Origin of the sequence: Peribacillus asahii (assembly GCF_004006295.1) — a bacterium.
Lineage (GTDB): Bacteria > Bacillota > Bacilli > Bacillales > DSM-1321 > Peribacillus > Peribacillus asahii_A.
Map to the genome: position 1 here is coordinate 3333556 of NZ_CP026095.1, position 21900 is coordinate 3355455.

Here is a 21900-nt window from a genome sequence, read left to right on the forward strand (position 1 = left end):
GTTATTCGTATACCATGAGGAATTTTTTAGCTAGATTTCCTATTGAAAAATGCGGAATTCAGCCGTACAATAGGAATAAGGTGAAACTATGTGAATAAATAACTCATGTTATTATCCAATTAGGAGGAGTTTTATATATGGCAAAATTTACAATCGTCGATAAAGATACATGCATCGCATGTGGCGCATGCGGCGCAGCTGCCCCAGATATTTATGATTACGATGATGAAGGCATTGCTTTCGTAACTTTAGATGATAACCAAGGAACAGTTGAAGTTCCAGATGTTTTACTAGATGATATGATGGATGCATTTGAAGGCTGCCCAACAGATTCTATTAAAGTGGCTGATGAAGCATTTGACGGCGATGCACTAAAATTCGAATAAAAGAACAAGCCATTTCCCTACACAGAAATGGCTTTTTTTTAACTTTGCTAATCGAACGATTCGAGATTCACTTCATGCAAAACTATCGTTCCCATCCATCTTTTAGCATATCCTTACCCCATACTATTTAGTCAAATTAGACAAAAAAAATCGAACGGTAAACGTTCGATTTTTTTCTTCATATATTTTTATATAAGGCTTGTTTATTAAGCCACGTTTGCATTTTAGCAAAAATCAACATAAACACAACTGTAATCAATATACCTTTTATAAGGTTAAATGGCAAAATAGCAGTCGTGACAAATGTTCGAGCCTCTGAACCAGACATCGCCTCTGCTCCTAAGAAAAATGTATAGGCAGGTAAGAAGATATAATAATTTAAAACACTCATCAACACAGCCATTGAAATCGTTCCAGCAAATAACCCAAAAGTCATTCCTCTTACAGAACGAATTTTTTTATATACATAGTAGGTTGGTAAAACAAATAAAATCCCTGCTGTAAAGTTCGCAATATGTCCGACTGGAATCGCTGTTAAACTTCCTGTCATAATCGCATCTAACAAGTTTTTAACAAATTCTACTAGTATTCCTGCTCCAGGACCAAAGATTATCGCAGCAATTAAAGCGGGAATATCACTAAAATCCACATTCAAAAAAACTGGGAACCCCGGAAACGGAAAGTTCAGGAGCATCAAAACATAAGAGACGCTCGTAAGCATTGCTAAAGTCACTAACTTTTGTACCTTCATCATTCTCTCTCCTTCTTTTTCTAATCTACTCCGAAAAAGAGGACAAGTTCTGTTAAACGGTTTGTGTCCAATAAAAAACCCTTTAATTCCGATGGAATTAAAAGGAGAAATTAAAGGATTCGACAAACACACGCTCAATATATCATCTTTTGAACGTCTACAAGAACCTCCATCTTCTCCCATCCAGACTATACTGTCGGCTTTGGAATCTCACCAAATCCTGCCTTAACCAAGGCTCGCGGGCTGAGAAGGAATCTCCTTCATCACCGCCGGTGGGGAATCACACCCCGCCCCGAAGATAGACCTATAAAATTATTATACTACTACGCATTTATTATATCTGTTTTTTCTTTATTTGAATAGCTTTTTTCTAAAATTAACCAGGTTAAAAAATTTCCCTTACATAATCAAAAAAGAATGAGCCTTCTCTCTTCATTATAATAGAAATACAATATTTAACAATCAAACATTATTCGTTTATGTGAAATGATAACGCAAACAAAAAATGTTTTTTGAATAAAAATGTCATAAAATACGTATAATTATATATCTCACATTACATTTATTCGCTTTTTATACTCCCTTGCCTAATCCCCATAACATTGACAGTTATCCGTTCCGATTGTAAAATTAACTGAAGTTTAAGATAATTTTTTCTAGGAAGGTGTTCATGACGTGTATCGCATTTTAGTAGCAGATGCCATCAAACCTGAAGGATTAGGACCCCTATTAGAAGCAACCCACATTGAACTTATTCAAAAAACCGTCGGCGAAGCAGAGAAGCAGCTTGACCAAATTGATGCAATTCTAGTTCGAAGTGCAACAAAAGTAACCGAAGAATTAATGGAACGCATGCCGCAATTAAAGATTATTGCACGTGCAGGGGTTGGTGTTGATAACATTGACATTCCAGCCGCAACCAAACGTGGAATTGTTGTTGTAAATGCTCCAGATGGAAATACCATTTCTACATGTGAGCATACATTTGCAATGATGTCTTCTCTTGTCCGTCACATCCCACAAGCATTTACTTCTTTAAAGGCTGGAGAATGGAAACGTTCTTCTTTCACAGGTATTGAACTCCGCGGAAAAACACTTGGTATTGTTGGATTCGGTCGTATCGGTGGAGAACTCGCAAAGCGTGCAAAAGCATTCGGAATGGAAGTTGTTGTATTTGATCCATTCTTAACAACTGACCGTGCTAAGAAGATGGCCGTTACAGTCCTACCGTTAGCAGAACTATTACCTAAAGCCGATATTATTACGGTGCATACCCCCTTAACAAATGAAACAAGAGGTTTAATCAATGAGGAAAACTTAAAAACTTGTAAAAAAGGCGTATATTTCTTAAATTGCGCTCGTGGTGGAATCATCGATGAAGATGATTTATATGAAGCAATTATCGAAGGACAAGTAGCCGGAGCAGCACTTGACGTCTTCGTTGAAGAGCCGCCGCATGGCCACAAATTATTAGAGCTTGATCAAGTGATTGCAACACCCCATTTAGGTGCTTCAACAAAAGAAGCTCAATTAAATGTAGCTGTTCAAGTCGCTCAAGAAGTTCTGACTTATCTGAATGGAAATCCTGTTTCTAATTCTATTAACTTGCCCGCTATTTCAAAAGAAGTATTTGATAAAGTTCAACCATTCTATCAACTTGTACAACATATAGGTATGATTGCTTCTCAACTCATCAAAGAAGGCATTCAGGAAATTTCAGTAACATATGCTGGTGAATCTTTAGATTTCGATACCTCTATCTTAACTAAGAGCTTACTTTCTGGATTCTTCAAAACAAGAATTGATTTACCCGTCAACGAAGTAAATGCACTATTAGTTGCAAAAGAACGCGGTATCACAATAGGTGAAAAAATCGCTGCAGATACGTTAGGCTACGCAAACCTAATTAGCCTCAAAGTAAAAAGTGAAAAACGCGAATTAACAATTAGCGGAACCTATATTGAAAATTACAGCTCTCGTATCGTCAGCCTAAACGGCTTTAAAATTGACTTTGAACCTGAAGGGAATATGCTTTATATTCAACACACAGATAAACCAGGTGTTATCGGGAATGTCGGAAAAGTTCTCGGAGATCAAGGTGTCAATATCGCAACGATGCAAGTCGGTCGTAAACAAGCCGGCGGCGATGCAATTATGGTTCTTACATTCGACAAATCATTAGATCCGGAAACAAAAAAAATGGTAGAAAAGATTGCAGGTATTACGCTTGTAGAAAATATGTCTCTATTTTAATGAATTGGTTAATCAATATTGTTACCATACGATTTTTGGCTCATTTAGAGAGAGCGCAGTCTCACACAAATGAGCCAAAAACGTATGACTTAATACTATGACTCACATAGCCTTTCCACTAAAAACTTATCCTATATGCGTTTCGATATCGTATGTACAATCAACATATACAATCGTCGTTCCACCCTCCTTCTCCCACAACCGATTCAATTCATTACTTGATGCCTGTCCTAATTTGCCTGTAATAAATAGCAGCATTACACAAGCCCCAATAATCATAACAATTAAAAAACGTATACTATACTCCCGCAGCATCCATCATTCCTCCTAAGCATTCTACTTGCTTAAAGTATGACAATAATCGCCCCTTTAGAACATTTTCTTATGATTAAATGAATACTATTTAGCAAACGCGCCTTGTAGCGGAGGTTCTGTTACATAACGTTTTTGATTTTTGGCTCATACAAGTCAAAAGTTCTATAAAGTGAAACTTCCATCAGCGGGTTTCTACTGCCCGTTAAGTGTGGGATAAATCAACAAGATTCTTGAACATAGCCTTAGCGAAAAAATAGCTCTCCTACCCTCTCTATCATAAACTGCTACAAAAAAAGACAAGGAGTGCACGAAACCAGCTTGCACTCCTTGTCTTTCTATTACTTATTTTTTTTACGCATTGGTAACACAAAACTAAACATCGTTCCTTCATTTAACCGACTATTAACCGACATATACCCTTCATGTGCATCAATAATATTTTTAGCAATTGAAAGGCCTAGTCCTGTTCCAGAACGTCCTCTTGTTCGTGCTTTATCGGCTTTATAAAAGCGTTCAAACACAAATGGCAAATCCTCTTCAGGAATACCAGAACCTGTGTCCTTTACATAAATAATCAAACCGCCTCGATCACTCTTTCTTTGACCGACTTCAACGCTTCCATCTTTCGAAGTATGACGAATCGCATTATCGATTAAATTCGTTAAAACTTGCTCGATGCGATCTGGATCGAAATCCCATTCTATTTTAGTATCTTCTAAATCAACTGATAACTTAATGTCTTTTTCTTTAGCAATAACTTGAAACTTGCTTGTAATTCTCGTTAAATACGACATTAATTCCACTTGCTCATATGTTAAGCGCATATTTCCCGATTCTAACCTTGCTAGGTCTAGTAAATCATTCACTAGCCGTCCCATTCTTAACGATTCATCATAAATAATACGGGACATTTCTTTTTTATCCTCTTCATTTCCAGCAATATCATCTACAAGCGCTTCACTATAGCCTTGCAGCATCGAAATCGGAGTTCTTAATTCATGAGATACGTTCGCAATGAAATCTGTACGCAGTTTATCCATACGTCTCTCATTGGTTATATCCCGAATCACAGCAACAGCCCCTCGAATCGTTCCATCATTACTATATAAAGGACTCACAATCAGCCCCCAATGATGCCCCTGTAATGTAATTTCACCAATCTGCTCTTTTCCTTGACGCTCTGATTCATCAAATAAATTCATCAAAACTTGCGGTACGTTCTTGCTTCCTTCAGAAGAAAAACCTTTTTCAAAATATACTCCTTGTAAAAAACGTTCAGCCGGAGGATTCACTTCTAAAATGGTACCATCTTTACTAAAGGTGATGACTCCATCCGCCATACTGCTTAAAATGCTCGCTAAATGCTCCTTTTCTTCGCTCAGAGCAGTCATATTGTACTTCAGCTGCTTTGCCATTTGGCTAAAAGCAATCGCTAGTTCGCCAATTTCATCTTGTGTAAGAACAGGTATCTTTGTATCAAACTTTCCGCGAGCAACAGCAAGTGCCGCTTCTCTCATTTTTCTAAGTGGAGCATTGATTCTTGTAGATAAAAAGAAAGCAAAAATCGTTGTCAAAATAATGGCAACACCAGCTGCTAATAAAATAAAACGAGTCGTTGACTGAATCGCCTCTTCCATCGACTCAAGAGATTGAACTAAAAAGACTTCATCTCTTTCACCATTTAACTCAAGAGGAATTCCAACGACAATGGCCGAAACTTTTTCTTCATCCTTACTACTAGCTGGCAGCATCATTTCCTTTTTGACAATCTTTTCATCGGTAAAAACTTTTAATAAATCCTTATCTTCTTTAAGAAACTGAGGTGTAATTTGATTATTCACATCACTTAATGATGAAAAAACAATTTCCTCATCATGTAAAACAAGCATTTTTGTTTCATCCCCTATTAATTCTGAGGAAATTTGTAATACATCAATAGTATTAGAATGATCATTCGTAACAGAGACAATTTGTTTTGCTACCTTCGTTAAATCATTCTCTACGGTTTCAATTTGGAAGTTCTCAAAAAATTCTACCAATAAAACCGTTAACACCAATAAAACAAAACATACTAATAATAAAATCGTTCCCCATAGTTTCCCGACTACACTACGCCATAACATTAATCATTAATAACTTCAAACTTGTAGCCGACACCCCAAACGGTAACAATCATTTTGGCGGCATTTTCGGAAATACGGTTTAATTTTTCACGCAACCGTTTTACATGTGTATCCACAGTTCGAAGATCTCCAAAAAATTCATAATGCCAAACTTCTTTTAGCAATTGTTCGCGATCAAACACTTTATCAGGGGATTTCGCTAGAAAATACAGCAATTCATATTCCTTCGGTGTTAACGAAACTTCTTTTTCATCAGCTAACACACGATGTGCATCATTGTCGATTGTTAAATGAGAAAAAACAATCACGTCCTTTGCTGTCGTTTCTGCCTGAATATAATTCGTACTTGCTGAACGACGTAACAGCGCTTTCACACGAAGAACAACCTCCCGAGGGCTAAATGGCTTCACGATATAATCATCCGTCCCCACCTCAAAGCCTTGTACTCGGTTAACCTCTTCTCCTTTAGCGGTCAACATAATAATAGGCGTTGCCTTCTTCTCCCTTAATTCACGACAAACCTCTATTCCATCTTTCCCAGGCATCATTATATCTAATAAGATTAAATTATAGTCATTTTCTAGTGCTTTTGTTAAGGCAGTATCGCCATTCTCAGCTTCATCAATTATGTATTCTTCTCTTTCTAAATACATTTTCAATAATCGGCGGATTCTTTCTTCATCATCCACTACAAGAATTTTAACAGAATTATCCATTTATTAACCAACCTCCTTACTCTTTATTCTACAAAATCAATACTATTATTTCTAATTTTTTTTCAAAAGAAACTACCTAAAAACAGGTAAATCATAAGATTCCGGTAAATATTTCACCATTTTGCCACAACTGCTAAGAAAATAGCTTTGTTAAATAATCTTGTTAGTTTTGTCTTACATAAATGAAACAAAATCAACAGCATCGTATAACAGAGCCAAGAAAATAAAAAAGGCTTTCATAGAAATTTCCTTTTCTATCGAAAGCCCTCTATTTTTAATAATCTATCTTTCTTCATTTAAGCATAAGAATGTAAGCCTGCAAGTACAAGATTAACAGCGATTAAATTAAACATAATAATTCCAAAGCCAATCAAAGCTAACCAAGCAGATCTCTCTCCTTGCCACCCTCGTGATAAACGCAAATGCAAGAACGCTGCATAAAATAGCCAAGTAATGAGTGCCCATACTTCTTTTGGATCCCATCCCCAAAAACGTGTCCAGGCTATTTGCGCCCAAATCATCGCAAAGATTAAGGCACCAAGCGTAAAGATTGGAAATCCAATAAGAACGGAGCGATAACTAATTTCATCAATTAAATCTAAATTTACATTTTTCACAATGGGCTGAATAAAAGCCGCCACCCGTTTTCGTACAATTAATCGGAATAGACCATATAAAATAAAACCTGCTCCAACAGACCAAACAACCGTGTTAAGCTTTTTAGCATTAATAATGGCAGGTACTTCAATAAGTGGTTTCATCTGATTTTCATCAGCTAGTGTCCATTCATTCGGCCCGATTAGCGATGGAATATGATACTCTAACTCCGCTTCAGCTCCTTTTTTATCGACCCAAGTTATACTTTCCTTATAACCTGTCATCGCAAAGGTAGAGCTCACAATAACAAAGCCAATGGTACACATTAAAGCAAACATCACAACTTCTAACCAAAACGTACGCTTATTAGAGCGTGTTTGGTCGACAGCCTTTACTAAATAGATAATGGCCGCTACAAAACTAATGGCTAGTACAGCTTGTCCTAATGCGGCTGTTGTGACATGAATATGCAGCCAGTCGCTTTGAAGTGCTGGAATCAATGGCGAAATCTCTCTTGGAAACATACTTGCATAGGCAATAATAACAATAGCAACTGGTAAAGCAAACAAACCGAGTGCAGGCGTTTTATAAAGGAAATAAATCCATATAAACGCTCCTACCAACATCATTCCAAAAAAGGTCGTAAATTCGAATAAGTTACTAACTGGAGCGTGCCCAGCTGCCACCCATCTCATAATAAAGTAGCCAATTTGAGCAACAAATCCTATAATCGTGATCATAATGCCTAGTTTCGCCCATTTATTTTGTTTCTTCTCTTCTGCCCCTTTTTTATCTTGAATAGATCCTCCGAACAGAAAAGTAGCAATTAAATATAAAAAGAACGAGGCATATAGAAGATTTCCACTTAACTCAGCCACTCATTTCCTCCCCCTTATTAGAGGATTTCTCCTCATTCAGTTGATCTGTCGGTTCAAAAAGAGGTGTTGTCTGCACGACTAGTGCAATATCCCGCTTCAAACCGTGCCAGTTTTTATTTGTATGACCGGCTATCCAAATTTCTTCCCCTTTTCGTTTCACCCAAATTCGGCGATGATTCCAATAAGCCCCTTGAACGACACCAATCATAAAAATGATTCCACCCGCAAACAAAATACCTAATGTTAAATCTTTACGAACTGTAAGTGCTGTCGCATTTCTCGTTTCAACGCCGGCAAATGCCATTTTGTATACGTTTTCTCCTGCCGGCTCGATATTTTCTCTAATAGCGACAAAGCTCACTTCACCTTCAGGCTTATCCGGTGTAATCATTTTAAAAATAAAAGCAGGATTATTCGGTAGTCTTGTTTTCGTTGTTGGTTCGCCATTTTCCTTAAACTCAAAATCTGGGAAATAACTCATTAATTCCACAGCGTACCCCTTTTTGAGCTGATAAGAAGGTTGCGGATCATTTAAATCAATCGTTAATGTACCAAACTTCTCTTCGGTCTTCTTATTCATTAAGTGAAAAGACATTTTACTAAACTCGCTAAGCTTGTAATCTACTTGATATAAGGCATAATGATCATGTTTTAACGGCTCATTCACCTTAATTTCAAAGTCGTTTACTTTTTGGAGCCGCGGCTTTTCACCAGGAAGTACTTTTCCTTCCTGCTTATACAAAGTCACATTCGATTGATAGTTTTTAGCAATCGCCGTTCCTGTTTTCTCAATTGCTTTCACAAATGCTTCGTCTTCTTTATTCTCTTTATCGTATACTTCAAAAATAAAAGCGTTGTTTTTCAAGTAATATTCTCCGTTTGTTCCCGGAATTTCTTTCATTTCCCCCTCGCGCAGCCATACTACTTTATCCACGTACATGCCTGGAACTGATCGAAGCAGGCCACCTATTAAGAAGATAATTAATCCAATATGATTTACATAAGGACCCCACCGAGAAAAGCGACCTTTTTCAGCTAATATATTCCCATTTTCCTCACGAATCCGATAACGCTGCTTCTTTAAACGTTCTGTAATTTGTTCAAGATTCACTTCTTGATCCGATACATTCGTTATTCCGAATATACGCTGTCGTTGCATAAAACTATCATGACGAACTACTTTTTGATTTTTTAATGAACGATAAAGGGGAAAAAAGCGGTCAATACTAGCGATTAGGATTGACATCCCCAGCATCCCAATAATCACCAAATACCACCAAGAGCTATACAAATTATGAAAACCTAAAAGATAATACAATTTCCCGAAAACGCCGTATTCTTGTTCATAGTATTCTGAAGCTGGGATGGTACTTGGTATGTAGGTTTCTTGCGGGAAAATAGTACCAATTGACGATGCGACGAGCGCAATGACAATAAGTGATACACCAACCTTTACAGAGGAAAAAAAGTTCCAAATCTTATCAATGATTGATTTATTATACGTTTGTGATCGCCTTGCACTGCCTTCATACCGCATATCCAAAAGCTTATTTTCATTTTGACGATTCCCCAATGATTTACCGCATGCCTCACATAAAATTGTGCCAACCGGGTTCGCATGACCGCATTCACATTTCAATTCATCCATACCAAAAACTCCCCATTATTATGGTTTAATTCTCTCCATATGCTGTTGAATTTTTGCTTCTGTTAAACTTCCGGTAATCCTATCAATCACTTTCCCTTCTTTATCTATTAAAAATGTGACAGGAAGTGGATCGACACGATAAGCTACTTGAACTTCTTGCCCTTTATCAATCATAACCGGAAAAGAGAGATTATGTCTTGAGACAAAATTATTTACAGCATAGTTTGATTCGCCAACATTAACGGCCAGTATTTGCACCCCTTGATCTTTATAAGCGTGATATTGATTCTCCATATAAGGCATCTCATATTCGCACGGCTTACACCACGTACCCCAAAAATTCAACAACACGCCTTGACCTCTATAATCAGATAATTTATGTTCGTTGCCATCCATATCCGTTAACACAAAGTTAGGGGCTTCTGAGCCCATTTGTATTTGATTAGCTGTATCTTTTGTAAAATTCGTATAAAGCGCATACACTAAAGCTGCACCTAAAAGTACAAGAATGACTGTTCTCATCATTAGGCGTCGCTTCTTTTTATCCATACAAATCCCCCTAAAGCCACGCAAAATTCTTTCTTAACATTACATCATCGACCAACACGACAATAACGTTTTTTTATGTTTAAAGGGTAGATGACAAACATGTCCTATTTAACTAAAGCTCTTCATTATCTTTTCTTTCCTTCATTTAAAGCAAGAGCTCTCATTTGTTTCACTTCATGCGGCGTTAATTCTCTCGCATCGCCCGCAGATAAGCCATGTAGTGTCAAAAAGCCATAGCGCTCTCGCTTTAGTTTCAGCACAGGGTGACCAATAGCATCAAACATTCGACGAACTTGACGATTTCGACCTTCATGAATCGTAATTTCTATAATCGCCGTCTGTTTTCGCTTATCAGCCGACAGCACTTTTGTTTTCGCCGGAGCTGTTTTTCCGTCTTCAAGCATAATTCCTTTTTCTAATTTTCTTAACTGTTCTCGAAGTGGAATGCCCTTTACTTTTGCTACATATACTTTGTCCACCTCGTGCTTTGGATGCATGAGTACATTTGCAAATTCTCCATCGTTCGTTACTAGCAATAAACCAGATGTATCATAATCAAGACGACCAACTGGATAAATTCTTTCCTCAACATGCGGGAAGTAATCCGTCACTACCTTGCGATTTTTATCATCTGCTACTGCCGAAATAACACCGCGCGGCTTGTAAAATAAGAAATAAACAGGTACTTCCTTTTGCAGGGGTACTTCATTTACCTCTATTCGATCATTCGGCCCTACTTTAACCCCAAGCTCTTTCACAACCGTTCCATTCACCTTTACTCTTCCTTCTTTAATTAACTCTTCTGCTTTACGACGTGAAGCTAATCCAGCATGAGCAATCACCTTTTGCAGTCTTTCCATCTATTCTCACCTCATAATAATTCTGTTTTCATTGTATATTTCAACACAATCATACAATTATTACATAGTGTGATGCAAAAACAAAAGGTTTTTTATAATCGTGATTACTCTGAGTGTAGCATAGCTCTACTTTTTATTCCAAAATTATGTATTTTATGTAAAATATTATAAAAATAAAATAAAACAGAGCGTAAAAGTCGCTCTGTTTGTCACTTACTGCATTCCAAATACAAAACTAACAACTAGAATAGCAGCTATAATTCCTATCAAGTCCGCTAGCAGCCCAACTTTTAAAGCATCCCCCATTTTCTTAATCCCAACAGCACCAAAATAAACGGTTAGTACATAAAACGTTGTATCTGTACTTCCTTGAATCGTCGCTGCAAGTCGTCCAATAAAAGAATCAGGTCCATATACGGAAATCAAGTCACTCGTCATCCCAAGGGCAGCTGTTCCGGAAATCGGTCGAATAATCGCAAGCGGTACAATTTCTGCCGGAACATGCAATAAAGCAAGTACAGGCTTCACAAAGCCTATCATATAATCTAATGCCCCGGAAGCGCGGAAGACGGAGATAGCAACAAGCATCCCTACTAAAAAGGGGATAATGGAAAAAGCCATTGTAATACCTTCTTTTCCGCCTTCAACAAATGTTTCATACGTCGGAACCTTCTTAAACGTTCCGTACAGTAAAATTGTACAAATCAGAAGTGGAATGAGCCAAACTGAAATCGTTGTGATCCAAGCCATGCTACTCCCTCCCGTTCCGCTTTCTCCTATAATAAAAATATCGGTCAATCATAATCGCACCTACCGCGGATATCGCCGTCGCCATAATAGTTGGGAACACAATATCAGTTGGATTACTTGAGTCATAATTCATTCGAATCGCAATGACGGTCGTCGGAATAAGCGTAATACTTGACGTATTAATCGCTAAAAAAGTAACCATCGAACGACTTACTTTAGCTTTGCCGCCATTTAACTCTTTCATTTGTTCCATCGCTTTAATTCCAAGCGGTGTCGCTGCATTGCCTAAACCAAATGTATTCGCCATCATATTCGATAAGATATAGCCCATTGCTGGATGATTTATCGGTATATCAGGAAACAGCCATCTCATCAGCGGACGAAATAAGAAAGATAATTTTTCAAGCAATCCTGCACTCTCGGCAATTTTCATTAAACCTAGCCAAAAAACAAGAATGCTCATAAGTCCTATACTTAGGGTAACTGCTTCCTTTGCACTAACAAATAACGCTTTATTTACCTCATCCATCGTCCCGTTAACGATAGCAAATAAAACACCAATCACCGTCATACCAACCCAAATATAATTAACCATAACGCTTCATTCCTAACACGGTTTGAAACAAATTCAACCAGGATGACCCGAATGATTCCTGCTTAAATGTCTCCTGTGATTGTCCATAAAAAATCGTACGTGTACCGATTTTTTCGCCATTTAAGTAAATATGAGCTTTCCCCACAATTTCAGGAATCCTCTCTCGCTCATCCCATTCTTTTTTCGGCTTTAATAATTTAATTTTGACTTCAACTTGTTCTTGCTCCTTTCTTGTTAATGGGTACGTGAATTCATTTTGAATATATACATGTTTGTTATAGAACTTTACATTAAGATCAGATAAAACCCCTTCCTCTAACACCGTAGTCGGTTTATACGCTTTAAAAGCAGACTCATACATATGGATATGGTCATTCCAATCATCTGGGGCATTGATTGTAACAGCAATTAAGTCATGTTCTTTTTTTGTTGCTGTCGTTACAAGCGTTCTTTTCGCAAGCTTTGTGTACCCTGTTTTCCCCCCCGTAGTATATTCATATAATTGTGTAAGCAATCGATTTTTATTTTTCCAGACATAGTCCCAGCCTTCTGTAGAGTTTGGAGCACGATGCTCTTTTGTTCCCGCGATTTTTGCATATATTTCATTTTGCATGGCATAACGGGTAAGCAACGCCATATCATAGGCTGTGGAATAATGATTTTCTGTCGTATCTAGTCCATGCGGATTGGAAAAATTGGTGTCCTTCATCCCAATCTCCTCTGCCTTTTGATTCATCATCCAAACAAATCCATCAAAGCTCCCTCCAACTTTCTCTGCGATTGCTATAGCTGCATCATTACCCGATCGAAGCATTAACCCATATACAAGGTCTTCCAGTTTAATCTTTTCTCCTTCTTTTAAATATAAAGACGACCCTTCTGTACCCGCTGCATTCCCACTTACCGTTACAATTTCATCTAACTCCCCTGATTCAATCGCAAGAATTGCCGTCATAATTTTTGTAATACTCGCAATCCGGCTTTTTTCATGTGCATTCACTTCATAGATGACTCGACCGCTCGTTTCATCCATCAAAATCGCACTGCGAGCACTAACATCTATCCCTTGGGTCGTTGCTTTTGTTGGAAAGTAAGCTATCAATAATAGGATTACGATACAAATGATCGCTAAACCTCTCACTTTAGCCTGCATGAATTCCCCTCGTTCCTTCTCATGTCTTTGTACAAGTCTATGCAGAAGGACAAGGGTTATGATTAGAAAACGCACCTCTTTTCTTCTTTTTCGTCAGGCTTTAGTGAATATTATTGCTGCTCATACAATTTTTGAGCCTGCTGTATAAAAACTCGATTCCACACATCTTTCACCATAGCCTTTTCTTTAAGCTATGTTATGGAATTAAACCGTTAATACGGTTTCCAAACTAATTTCTTTGCCTCCATAAAGCGATTTTCTGTTTGCGGCCAATTTACGATATTCCACCATTGATCCACATAAGCTGCCCGGTTATTTTTATATTGTAAATAGTACGCATGCTCCCATACATCTAGGACAAGAATCGGAATGGTATCCCATTGCGTTAAATTCATATGCCGTTCCGACTGAAGAACCTCAAGTCTCCGAGTACGCGGCACCCACACTAATAATGCCCACCCCACACCTTCCACTTGCTTAGCAGCCTCGCTAAATTGCTTCTTAAAGCTTGCGAAGTTACTAAAATCCTTCTCTATTTGTTTCAGTAACGCTCCCTTTGGCTGGCCGCCTCCCTTCGGACTCATCCCCTCCCAAAATAACGTATGTAAATAATGTCCTGACCCATGAAAAGCAGCTTCCCTTTCCCAATGCTTTAATAGTGAATAATCATTTGTCTCTCTTGCACGCTTCATCATCAGTTCCGCTTTATTTAGTCCGTCTACATAGGATTGATGATGCTTGTCGTGATGCAGGCGCATAATTTCCTCGGAGATAGCAGGCTCTAAAGCATTATAAGGATAAGGAAGCGGCGGCAGTGTATGTTTCCCTATCGGAACAGATTGATCGATACGGCTTCTAGTATTTCTGTTCATTAAATCATTGATTTCCCGAAAAGCGAGGGTTACTTCCTTCTCCACCTTTGTCATCTCTTCCTTCGTGGCATCATCCTTTTGTAATTGATATGATAACTGAGACAATCTGTTAAGCTGCTCCAAAACATGTTGTTCTGTCAGACGATTTTTTTCTAAAAAACCTGTCATTTCCGTAACCCAAGCTTGTACCTCTTTCGCATAGTCCTGAATTTGTGACATCTCAATCGCTCCTTTTCTAATCAAATTCTCTCTCATTTGTAGATATGAAAAAAACAGTAACTTATGCAAAGATTTTTGAATGCCTCTAACTTCTCTTTTAGCTAGAGGCTTAAGCTGCACCTATACAACTTCGTACAAAAAAACAGCGAGGACTACGCTCCTCGCTGTTTTTTGCCTTATTTGGATTGCATCATTTTCGTTCGATAATCCGTTTCATAAAACTCTAATTCCTCACGCATCGCCTGAAATCCACTCTCTAACTCTTTTAAAATCGCTGGAATGGAATCAGGTACAGCTTCATGAAACTTAATCGAATTTCTTCCTGTGTAAGCAGCACGACTATCTTCATACCAACAATCAGATTTAGGGGAAAAATACTCTTCAATACATTGATGATAAATTTTATATAGTGTTTTTTCGGCTGCTGCTTTATTAAAGATTTCGTTATGAAGAATAATTTGACACACTTCTAAACCTTCTTCACAACCAACAAGCAATCTACGAAGAGTTGAAAGAATTCCTTTATAATAACTTTCTCCACCGCTTCGTTCTTCTTGAAGCTTAGAATACGTTATTTCATTTAAAAAATCTTCGAGCTTGGCTACCGTTGTTTCTAAAAAAATTTGTACATCTTTAAGCTGAGATTTTACAATAGTATTCCCCATTCGAGAACCCTCCCCAAATCGCTTCAGTATTTATTCATTTTTTCCATATTATCACAATTATATATAAAAAGGTTATTCAATTGTTTGCTGAAATTTTTCAAAAAATAAATCCGCTTCTTCATTTTCATAGCCTTCATCTATCGGGTCAGCGATTGGCGGTAATTCTTCTAAAGAATTTAAACCAAAATAATCTAAAAATTCCTTCGTTGTTCCATATAAATAGGCTCTGCCTGTTCCTTCTACTCGCCCAACCTCTTTAATCAGTACTTTCGAAACAAGTGTCTGAATGGGTCTCTCCGTCTTCACTCCGCGAATATCTTCAATCTCCGTTCTTGTAATGGGCTGCTTATAAGCGATGATGGCTAATGTTTCTAACGCTGCTTGTGATAAGCTATGTGAACTAGTAGATTCCACGAGCTTTTTTAAATACTCAGAATGCTCTTGTTTGGTAACGAACTGAAACACACTGGCCATTTCGACAAGCTGAATGCCTCGTTCTGTTTTTTCATAATCCTCTTTTAAACTTTCAATAAGATCCGTTGCTTGATACTCCGTGATTTCGAGGACAGAAGCCAGTTGTGCAATCGACAATCCAACGTCTCCTGAGGCAAAAAGCAAAGCTTCTACAATTCCCTTCCATTTACTACTCTCCAACTTACTCTACACCTTCCTTAGCTGTAATTACTATATCCGAAAAGTTGTCATCTTGTTTGACGACAATGTCATTTTGTTTCATCAATTCAAGCAAGGCAAGAAACGTAATGACAATATGTTCTTTCACAGGCTCTGAAAACAAATCATAAAAACGCTTGCTGCCCTTTATCGTTCTTAATTCAGATAAAATTTCAGCCATTCTTTTGTCAATAGAAAGCTCTTGTTTGGTTACTTTTGTGTATATAGGCTTTTGTAGCTTTTGTCTTCGAAGTAGCTTTTGCAGTGCCCCAAGCATGTCATAAAGACTAATATTTAAATCTTGCGGTCCACTTAATGCATCCTTTGCATACTGCGACAAGTCGCTTGGCGGCCTTGTAAACATTAAACTTCGCTCTTCTTCCAATGTTTTAAATTCAAGAGCAGCCTGTTTATACTTCTTATACTCTAACAGCTTTTCAACAAGTTCATCACGTGGATCAGCTTCAAATCCTTCATCCTCATCATCAAAAATAGGCTCTTCTTCGTGCTTTGGCAGCAGCATTTTGCTTTTAATCGCAAGAAGCGTAGCCGCCATTACTAAGTACTCACTAGCAATATCCAGTTCAAGATGCTGCATCGTATGAATGTAACCAAGATATTGATCCGTAATTTCAGCCATTGGAATATCATAAATATCTATTTCAAGGCGATTGATTAAATGAAGGAGTAAATCCATCGGACCTTCAAAAGCATCAATTTTTATATTATAACTCATTTTCAAACCCCGCATTTAAATCAATTTAGCCCATTATTGTGCTATTGTTATTAGTCTCAGTATAGAGGATTCCAGAAGTTTGTCCAAGTCCCATCCTAACTATGAAACTGAAATCTTTCTTTCGTAGTTTTTATAATACTAGGCCCTTGCCCAATCATATTCTTCAAATTTACATAACCTAGAAATGTAATAACAAGTAAGCATTCAAAGGAGGTACTTATATGGGTAATGTAGGATTTCACGGTGGCGGTTTCGCGTTAATCGTAGTATTGTTCATTTTATTAATAATCGTTGGTGCATCTTGGTTTTAATCAACCGTCGTAAACTTGGCTGATTGTTATGCAATCAGCCTTTACTATTTTGAATGATGGTACATAAACTTAATAAGAACACACGCTGATAAAAAATCACCACATTATATGACTCTGTCAATCAATAATATTGTTTACCATAATCTAAGAAATCGCTTATGATAAAATGAAATATTATACCTACAAAGGAGGATTATATTGAACTATCCTAATGAATATATATTGTTCTTAGTTCACTTCCATGGTGATCGAGATTACTTCGAGTGTCATGAAATCCTTGAAGAATACTGGAAAAAAGTAGCTCCAAGAGAAAAAGACTCGCATTGGGTCGGGCTAATCCAGATCGCTGTCGCCTTGTATCATCAACGAAGAGGCAATATGCCTGGTGCAATTCGAACAATCTCAAAAGCCATTAACAATTTAGCTTCTCATACGATAGAATTACAGCAACTCGGCTTAGAGGTAGACGAGCTTTTACGCTTGCTTGAATATACTCGCAAGCGAATGATGAATCACCAGCCGTATGAAAGCATCCATCTCCCATTACGCGATAAACAACTCATTCAACAATGTATCAAAGAATGCCGCAAAGCAGGGTTCACTTGGTGTAATGACAGTGACCCTCATAATCCTCACATTATCCATAAGCATCTTATGCGTGACCGTTCAGAGGTTATCCAAGAGCGGGAACGACAGCGAATGATTCGTATACGTGAAAACAGAGGCTGACGAAATCGTCACCCTCTGTTTTCACACTTCCCTAGAAAAGCACCCGTATACTCATTTGCTTTTAATTCTTTATCAGAATAAACCTCTTTTAAAGCTTGAATCATTGATTTTCCGACACCTTGTTGACGAAATGCAGGGTTAACAGATATATGATGAATCTCAATTGAATTCGTAAAAATTTCAGCTCCTACTAAACCGATAATGTCTTCATCTTTCCAAAGAAATAATTGAAAGTTTTCGTTCGTTTCATAATTCTTCATTGTTTGCTGAAGCTGTTTAATATCTCTTTCATCCGGCATAAAAGACAATAAACCCATAGCAAACTTCTCATACATCTTTTTATACTTGATTAACATATTATCCCTCGTTACTAAATAACGTTTTGTTATTCACTTAATGATTTCAGCGATTCCGTTTCACATTCAAGAGCTCATCTATGACATTACTATCATACATAAAAACTCAATCCGTTTCAATATCCCCAAAATGTCCTTTATCTACTGCTCAAACAGGTTTATCTAAATAGTAATTCTTTCCTTACTCATCTTTAGCTAATTACGTATAAAACGAGGGGTTCATCCTCTAAAAATCATTTGATCAATACTATTATCGATAAATTTCACTTGCAATTCTCCTTGTCTTTTACTACATTTGAGGAGTGAATTTAAATGATACACAGAATGTTGCTTTTGTATAATTACATTCGTCTATATAGACGAAGGAGGAAAAACAATGAATCGAAAACTAATGAAAAAATGGTTCATTTTAACGATTATGCTTTGTATGCTTGTTCCATATAAAGCGTTCGCTGATGTAGCCGTTGGAGAAATGATTGTAACGCTTGGTGAAAATCTAACACCTGAACAAAAAAATACATTATTAGCAGAAATGAAAGCTCCACAAGATGTACAAACGATTACAGTTAGCAATGCCGAAGAACATGAATATTTAGGAAGCTATATTTCAAAAGCCTTAATCGGTACAAAGGCGATCTCATCTTCTGCTGTAACATTTGAACAAGCCGGGACAGGATTAAAGGTCGAATCGAAGAATATTAACTGGGTAACCGAGGAAATGTATATTAATGCTTTAGCGACAGCTGGGGTAAAAGACGCTACAATTTATGTTACAGCCCCGATTCCAGTATCTGGAACCGCTGCTTTAACAGGAATTATTAAAGCATATGAAGTTTCTTCTGATAAAGTGATTCCTGAAGATGTCAAACAGGCCGCAAATGAGGAAATGGTTACAACAGCAAAACTTGGCGATGAGATTGGTACAGAACAAGCCGCTGCTTTAATGACAAAAATCAAAGAAGAAATGGCAGCCAATAAACCGGAAACACCAGAGGAGCTTCGGACAATTATTGATTCCGCTGCTCAGGACCTTAATATCACCTTAACAGAAGAACAAATTCAAAATTTACAAGATTTATTTAATAAATTAAAAGAATTAAATATTGATTGGAACGCTGTAGGCGATCAATTAACAAAAGCAAAAGAAAAACTAGATGCCTTCCTTGAATCGGAAGAAGGTCAATCTTTTATTGATAAAATTAAAGAAGGCTTTGCCAACTTAATCGAAGCAATTAAAGCGCTATTCCAATAGGTTTATCCTGCACTTAACGCAATCACTTACTTAATAACGGTGAAATTTCATAAAATATTGCACATAAGGATAGATAAGGAAAACCACTTGCCTTATCTATCCTTTTTTATACTACTTTTGTTAAATTCGTTGAATAAAAAGAGCGATGCCTATATGTAAGCATCACTCTAGTTTCCTCTTAATATTTTAGAATTCAAGCTTGATTTTTTCAGCGTCACTTAGTTTTTCTTCTTTTTCATTAAAAACATCACTTGTCGTAATCTCAATGAAGTCAATTTTAGACTTTTTAATGATAAAACCTACATTACCCTTTTTTGTTTCATTTGCTTCAATTTCTCCATTTAACTCTTCAAGGTAAATATCATCTTCCCATGTCTTTTTTTCACCTAAACTTGTACTAACGATTGCTGCCGGTGCGAATTTAAGAGGTTTATCCGATGTATTCTTTATTTCTACGAACATTTTCACAAAATCAAACTCTTCATCGTGTGTATAAGAATGAAAGAAATCAATCAAACTGTAATCTGGTTTAAAATGCAGAATTTTTGCTTCTCTTATTGTCAATTCAATTGAATCTATTTTGTATGTTTGGCTGTCATTTTTTATTGCCTGTAATGTTAATTCACCTCTTTTATCTCGAGAGGATTCTCCTACATCTTGTATGGATCTGTCATCTGATACTTGAGGATTAAGAATATAATCATTATAGTAGCTAGGAATTGTGCTAGAGGAATTTGTTGTATCGGATTGATTTTCTGTAGCGACAGATTGTTCAGTATTGTTATTTGAACAACCTATTAGTAGAAGAGATAATGATATAAATAGAAAAATTGCTTTTTTCATAATAGAGCTCCCATCCGTTTTTTTACTAAAAGTTCCCATTGTGCAAAATGTAGCAATGGGAACTTTTTTATTGTAGAGTCTAGTCCCTCCAAAATGAAAAGGAACGATTTTGAAGGGGTTTACACCCCAAGGCTGATTAAGACATTTGTACGGTTGTTATTATTTATCATTAATAACAACTTTAGATTTAAGCAAGTCAAAGATAATTTTGGCATGATCTGTATTATCGACTTGTCCCGCAAATCTTTCACTTGATGGTCCGAAAGCATAGACTGGTACGTCTTCACCGGTATGTCCGCCAGTTGTCCATCCAGTGTGTGAACGTTCATTAAAAATGTTTTCAATGGCATTGTCGATGTTTGTATAGTTTTTAGTTTCAGCTGCAGTTTTAACAGATTGAATTTCTTTGTCCGTTAAATCGAGATTAATATATTGTTTTAATGTCTCCTCAACGCTTGCCCCATCTATAATTTGTTGAGCCATGAAATCAGGGGTACGTTTTGCTGCTTTGATCGGTTCGCCAAACCAGTTATAGATTCCGTCAGCACCAATTGAATATCCACCTGTAGAGTGGTCGGCAGTTGCAACAACTAGTGTATGCTTATCCTTTTTAGCAAATTCGATAGCTGCTTTAAATGCTTTTTCGAAATCTTCCATCTCACTCATTGCGCCAACGATATCATTGTCATGTCCAGCCCAGTCAATTTGGCTGCCTTCAACCATTAAGAAGAAACCGTCTTTATCTTGCTTTAAACGATCAATTGCTGATTGTGTCATGTCCTCTAATGATGGTGTATCTTTTTCACGGTCAATCATTTTAGGCAGACCTGTTGGAGCGAATAAACCAAGAACTTGTTCATCCTTATTCTTTAATAAATCGTCACGATTTGTCACATAGCTATAGCCGTCTTTTTTAAACTCATTTACAAGATTTCGATCTTGACGTATAAAAAGGTCTGTTCCTCCACCTAAAAGAACATCTACTTTATGTTTTCCGTTAATTAGCTCGTCATAATAATCATCAGCAATTGCATTCATATTTTTACGGCTAATATCATGTGAACCAAATGAAGCAGGCGTAGCGTGAGTAATTTCTGATGTTGCAACAAGTCCCGTTGCTTTTCCTTTTTCTTTTGCTGCTTCTAAAACCGTTTTCACTTCCGTTTTGTCATTATCAACCGCAATTGCATTGTTGTACGTTTTAATACCAGCCGACATAGCAGTTGCTGCAGAAGCTGAATCTGTTACATTTTGAGCTGGATCTTCCGGGTATGTCATTTGCTGACCTACTAAATACTGATCAAAAGTCGTTTTTTCTGCAAATTTTGTAGCAGGATCATCTTTAAGGTAACGATGTGCCGATGTATAAGATACACCCATTCCATCCCCAATAAGGAAAATGACATTTTTCACTTTAGCATTATTTTGATTTTCCCCTTTTGCTTCAGCAGTTGAGACAGATCCCGTAAAACTTGTAAGAGCTAATGATGAAACGACTGCAAAAGGTAATAGTTTCTTTTTGAAATTTTTATTAAACATTTTTTCCCCTCCCCATATTGTCTACAAGTTTTATCATATTTTAATAGTATTAAGGGCTTGTTAAGGGAAGATTCATATATTGTAAAATACATAAATCAAGCCGGACAATGGTTATTTTCCAGATCTAGATTT

23 protein-coding genes and 1 riboswitch are annotated in these 21900 nt (G+C 37.1%); of the genes, 5 read left to right on the plus strand and 18 right to left on the minus strand.

The window, feature by feature from the left end:
- The first annotated feature begins 137 nt into the window (after positions 1-137).
- Complete coding sequence (locus BAOM_RS16430; RefSeq protein ID WP_127761205.1) at positions 138-386, plus strand: ferredoxin; 249 nt, start codon at positions 138-140, stop codon at positions 384-386.
- Positions 387-564: 178 nt separating this feature from the next.
- On the opposite strand, the gene BAOM_RS16435 is transcribed toward BAOM_RS16430, so the two are convergent.
- Complete coding sequence (locus BAOM_RS16435) at positions 565-1140, minus strand: ECF transporter S component (protein WP_286676278.1); 576 nt, start codon at positions 1138-1140, stop codon at positions 565-567.
- A 164-nt stretch (positions 1141-1304) separates the two neighbouring features.
- A riboswitch (FMN riboswitch) is annotated at positions 1305-1441 on the minus strand.
- Positions 1442-1812: 371 nt separating this feature from the next.
- Here BAOM_RS16435 and serA point away from each other — a divergent pair.
- A complete protein-coding gene (gene serA, locus BAOM_RS16440; protein WP_127761206.1) occupies positions 1813-3390 on the plus strand; it encodes a phosphoglycerate dehydrogenase in 1578 nt (525 codons plus the stop codon).
- A gap of 126 nt (positions 3391-3516) precedes the next feature.
- Here the strand turns inward: serA and BAOM_RS16445 are convergent, their stop codons facing one another.
- The 14 genes from BAOM_RS16445 to BAOM_RS16510 all read right to left on the minus strand — a co-directional run bounded on the left by BAOM_RS16445 (position 3517) and on the right by BAOM_RS16510 (position 16738).
- Positions 3517-3705 carry a hypothetical protein gene (locus tag BAOM_RS16445; protein ID WP_127761207.1) on the minus strand — a complete coding sequence of 63 codons (189 nt, stop codon included), beginning with the start codon at positions 3703-3705 and terminating at the stop codon, positions 3517-3519.
- A 338-nt stretch (positions 3706-4043) separates the two neighbouring features.
- The gene (locus BAOM_RS16450) at positions 4044-5828 is read right to left on the minus strand and encodes an ATP-binding protein (RefSeq protein WP_127761208.1); all 1785 of its coding nucleotides are present in this window, start codon (positions 5826-5828) and stop codon (positions 4044-4046) included.
- A complete protein-coding gene (locus BAOM_RS16455; protein WP_127761209.1) occupies positions 5828-6544 on the minus strand; it encodes a response regulator in 717 nt (238 codons plus the stop codon). Before BAOM_RS16455 ends, BAOM_RS16450 begins: the two co-directional genes overlap by 1 nt.
- Positions 6545-6840: 296 nt before the next feature.
- Positions 6841-8019 (minus strand): c-type cytochrome biogenesis protein CcsB, encoded by a 1179-nt coding sequence (gene ccsB / locus BAOM_RS16460; RefSeq protein WP_127761210.1) that lies wholly within the window; start codon positions 8017-8019, stop codon positions 6841-6843.
- Positions 8012-9667, minus strand: coding sequence for a cytochrome c biogenesis protein ResB (resB, locus tag BAOM_RS16465; RefSeq protein WP_127761211.1), 1656 nt, complete (start codon positions 9665-9667; stop codon positions 8012-8014). Before resB ends, ccsB begins: the two co-directional genes overlap by 8 nt.
- An 18-nt stretch (positions 9668-9685) precedes the next feature.
- Positions 9686-10216, minus strand: coding sequence for a thiol-disulfide oxidoreductase ResA (gene resA, locus BAOM_RS16470; RefSeq protein WP_127761212.1), 531 nt, complete (start codon positions 10214-10216; stop codon positions 9686-9688).
- A 125-nt stretch (positions 10217-10341) separates the two neighbouring features.
- The gene (gene rluB, locus BAOM_RS16475) at positions 10342-11076 is read right to left on the minus strand and encodes a 23S rRNA pseudouridine(2605) synthase RluB (protein ID WP_127761213.1); all 735 of its coding nucleotides are present in this window, start codon (positions 11074-11076) and stop codon (positions 10342-10344) included.
- Between the two features lie 213 nt (positions 11077-11289).
- Positions 11290-11826, minus strand: a complete 537-nt coding sequence (locus BAOM_RS16480) for a spore maturation protein (protein ID WP_119115386.1) — start codon at positions 11824-11826, stop codon at positions 11290-11292.
- A gap of 1 nt (position 11827) precedes the next feature.
- Complete coding sequence (locus BAOM_RS16485; RefSeq protein ID WP_127761214.1) at positions 11828-12421, minus strand: nucleoside recognition domain-containing protein; 594 nt, start codon at positions 12419-12421, stop codon at positions 11828-11830.
- The gene (locus BAOM_RS16490; RefSeq protein WP_127761215.1) at positions 12414-13574 is read right to left on the minus strand and encodes a D-alanyl-D-alanine carboxypeptidase family protein; all 1161 of its coding nucleotides are present in this window, start codon (positions 13572-13574) and stop codon (positions 12414-12416) included. The genes BAOM_RS16485 and BAOM_RS16490 overlap by 8 nt, the downstream gene beginning before the upstream one ends.
- Before the next feature lie 212 nt (positions 13575-13786).
- Entirely contained in the window at positions 13787-14665 is an 879-nt protein-coding gene (locus BAOM_RS16495) for a superoxide dismutase (protein ID WP_127761216.1), read from the minus strand.
- A 176-nt stretch (positions 14666-14841) separates the two neighbouring features.
- The gene (locus BAOM_RS16500; RefSeq protein ID WP_119115390.1) at positions 14842-15330 is read right to left on the minus strand and encodes a YpuI family protein; all 489 of its coding nucleotides are present in this window, start codon (positions 15328-15330) and stop codon (positions 14842-14844) included.
- A 72-nt stretch (positions 15331-15402) separates the two neighbouring features.
- Positions 15403-15984 carry an SMC-Scp complex subunit ScpB gene (scpB, locus tag BAOM_RS16505; RefSeq protein WP_127761217.1) on the minus strand — a complete coding sequence of 194 codons (582 nt, stop codon included), beginning with the start codon at positions 15982-15984 and terminating at the stop codon, positions 15403-15405.
- Between the two features lies 1 nt (position 15985).
- Positions 15986-16738 carry a segregation/condensation protein A gene (locus BAOM_RS16510; protein ID WP_127761218.1) on the minus strand — a complete coding sequence of 251 codons (753 nt, stop codon included), beginning with the start codon at positions 16736-16738 and terminating at the stop codon, positions 15986-15988.
- Positions 16739-16959: 221 nt separating this feature from the next.
- Between BAOM_RS16510 and BAOM_RS16515 the strand changes: the two genes are divergently transcribed.
- Together BAOM_RS16515 and BAOM_RS16520 are read left to right on the plus strand one after the other, a co-directional pair.
- Entirely contained in the window at positions 16960-17049 is a 90-nt protein-coding gene (locus BAOM_RS16515; protein ID WP_119115393.1) for a YjcZ family sporulation protein, read from the plus strand.
- Between the two features lie 198 nt (positions 17050-17247).
- On the plus strand, positions 17248-17778 hold the full coding sequence (locus BAOM_RS16520) for a DUF309 domain-containing protein (protein WP_257467394.1): 531 nt from the start codon (positions 17248-17250) through the stop codon (positions 17776-17778).
- 8 nt (positions 17779-17786) lie between these two features.
- Here the strand turns inward: BAOM_RS16520 and BAOM_RS16525 are convergent, their stop codons facing one another.
- Positions 17787-18134: a GNAT family N-acetyltransferase gene (locus BAOM_RS16525; RefSeq protein WP_127761220.1), complete on the minus strand. Its 348-nt coding sequence runs from the start codon at positions 18132-18134 to the stop codon at positions 17787-17789.
- A 391-nt stretch (positions 18135-18525) separates the two neighbouring features.
- On the opposite strand from BAOM_RS16525, the gene BAOM_RS16530 reads away from it, so the two are divergent.
- Positions 18526-19386 carry a DUF1002 domain-containing protein gene (locus tag BAOM_RS16530; RefSeq protein WP_127762611.1) on the plus strand — a complete coding sequence of 287 codons (861 nt, stop codon included), beginning with the start codon at positions 18526-18528 and terminating at the stop codon, positions 19384-19386.
- Positions 19387-19572: 186 nt separating this feature from the next.
- On the opposite strand, the gene BAOM_RS16535 is transcribed toward BAOM_RS16530, so the two are convergent.
- Together BAOM_RS16535 and BAOM_RS16540 are read right to left on the minus strand one after the other, a co-directional pair.
- On the minus strand, positions 19573-20229 hold the full coding sequence (locus BAOM_RS16535) for a hypothetical protein (protein WP_127761221.1): 657 nt from the start codon (positions 20227-20229) through the stop codon (positions 19573-19575).
- A 159-nt stretch (positions 20230-20388) separates the two neighbouring features.
- Positions 20389-21768, minus strand: coding sequence for an alkaline phosphatase (locus tag BAOM_RS16540; protein WP_127761222.1), 1380 nt, complete (start codon positions 21766-21768; stop codon positions 20389-20391).
- Positions 21769-21900: the final 132 nt, after the last annotated feature.

Excerpts from the sequence above, each read along its gene's own strand:
- BAOM_RS16430 (WP_127761205.1), top strand. The coding sequence starts at position 138 with ATGGCAAAATTTACAATCGTCGATAAAGATACATGCATCGCATGTGGC.
- BAOM_RS16435 (WP_286676278.1), bottom strand. The coding sequence starts at position 1,140 with ATGATGAAGGTACAAAAGTTAGTGACTTTAGCAATGCTTACGAGCGTC.
- BAOM_RS16445 (WP_127761207.1), bottom strand. The coding sequence starts at position 3,705 with ATGCTGCGGGAGTATAGTATACGTTTTTTAATTGTTATGATTATTGGG.
- BAOM_RS16450 (WP_127761208.1), bottom strand. The coding sequence starts at position 5,828 with ATGTTATGGCGTAGTGTAGTCGGGAAACTATGGGGAACGATTTTATTA.
- BAOM_RS16455 (WP_127761209.1), bottom strand. The coding sequence starts at position 6,544 with ATGGATAATTCTGTTAAAATTCTTGTAGTGGATGATGAAGAAAGAATC.
- resB (WP_127761211.1), bottom strand. The coding sequence starts at position 9,667 with ATGGATGAATTGAAATGTGAATGCGGTCATGCGAACCCGGTTGGCACA.
- resA (WP_127761212.1), bottom strand. The coding sequence starts at position 10,216 with ATGGATAAAAAGAAGCGACGCCTAATGATGAGAACAGTCATTCTTGTA.
- rluB (WP_127761213.1), bottom strand. The coding sequence starts at position 11,076 with ATGGAAAGACTGCAAAAGGTGATTGCTCATGCTGGATTAGCTTCACGT.
- BAOM_RS16480 (WP_119115386.1), bottom strand. The coding sequence starts at position 11,826 with ATGGCTTGGATCACAACGATTTCAGTTTGGCTCATTCCACTTCTGATT.
- BAOM_RS16485 (WP_127761214.1), bottom strand. The coding sequence starts at position 12,421 with ATGGTTAATTATATTTGGGTTGGTATGACGGTGATTGGTGTTTTATTT.
- BAOM_RS16490 (WP_127761215.1), bottom strand. The coding sequence starts at position 13,574 with ATGCAGGCTAAAGTGAGAGGTTTAGCGATCATTTGTATCGTAATCCTA.
- BAOM_RS16495 (WP_127761216.1), bottom strand. The coding sequence starts at position 14,665 with ATGTCACAAATTCAGGACTATGCGAAAGAGGTACAAGCTTGGGTTACG.
- BAOM_RS16500 (WP_119115390.1), bottom strand. The coding sequence starts at position 15,330 with ATGGGGAATACTATTGTAAAATCTCAGCTTAAAGATGTACAAATTTTT.
- BAOM_RS16510 (WP_127761218.1), bottom strand. The coding sequence starts at position 16,738 with ATGAGTTATAATATAAAAATTGATGCTTTTGAAGGTCCGATGGATTTA.
- BAOM_RS16515 (WP_119115393.1), top strand. The coding sequence starts at position 16,960 with ATGGGTAATGTAGGATTTCACGGTGGCGGTTTCGCGTTAATCGTAGTA.
- BAOM_RS16525 (WP_127761220.1), bottom strand. The coding sequence starts at position 18,134 with ATGTTAATCAAGTATAAAAAGATGTATGAGAAGTTTGCTATGGGTTTA.
- BAOM_RS16530 (WP_127762611.1), top strand. The coding sequence starts at position 18,526 with ATGAAAAAATGGTTCATTTTAACGATTATGCTTTGTATGCTTGTTCCA.
- BAOM_RS16535 (WP_127761221.1), bottom strand. The coding sequence starts at position 20,229 with ATGAAAAAAGCAATTTTTCTATTTATATCATTATCTCTTCTACTAATA.
- BAOM_RS16540 (WP_127761222.1), bottom strand. The coding sequence starts at position 21,768 with ATGTTTAATAAAAATTTCAAAAAGAAACTATTACCTTTTGCAGTCGTT.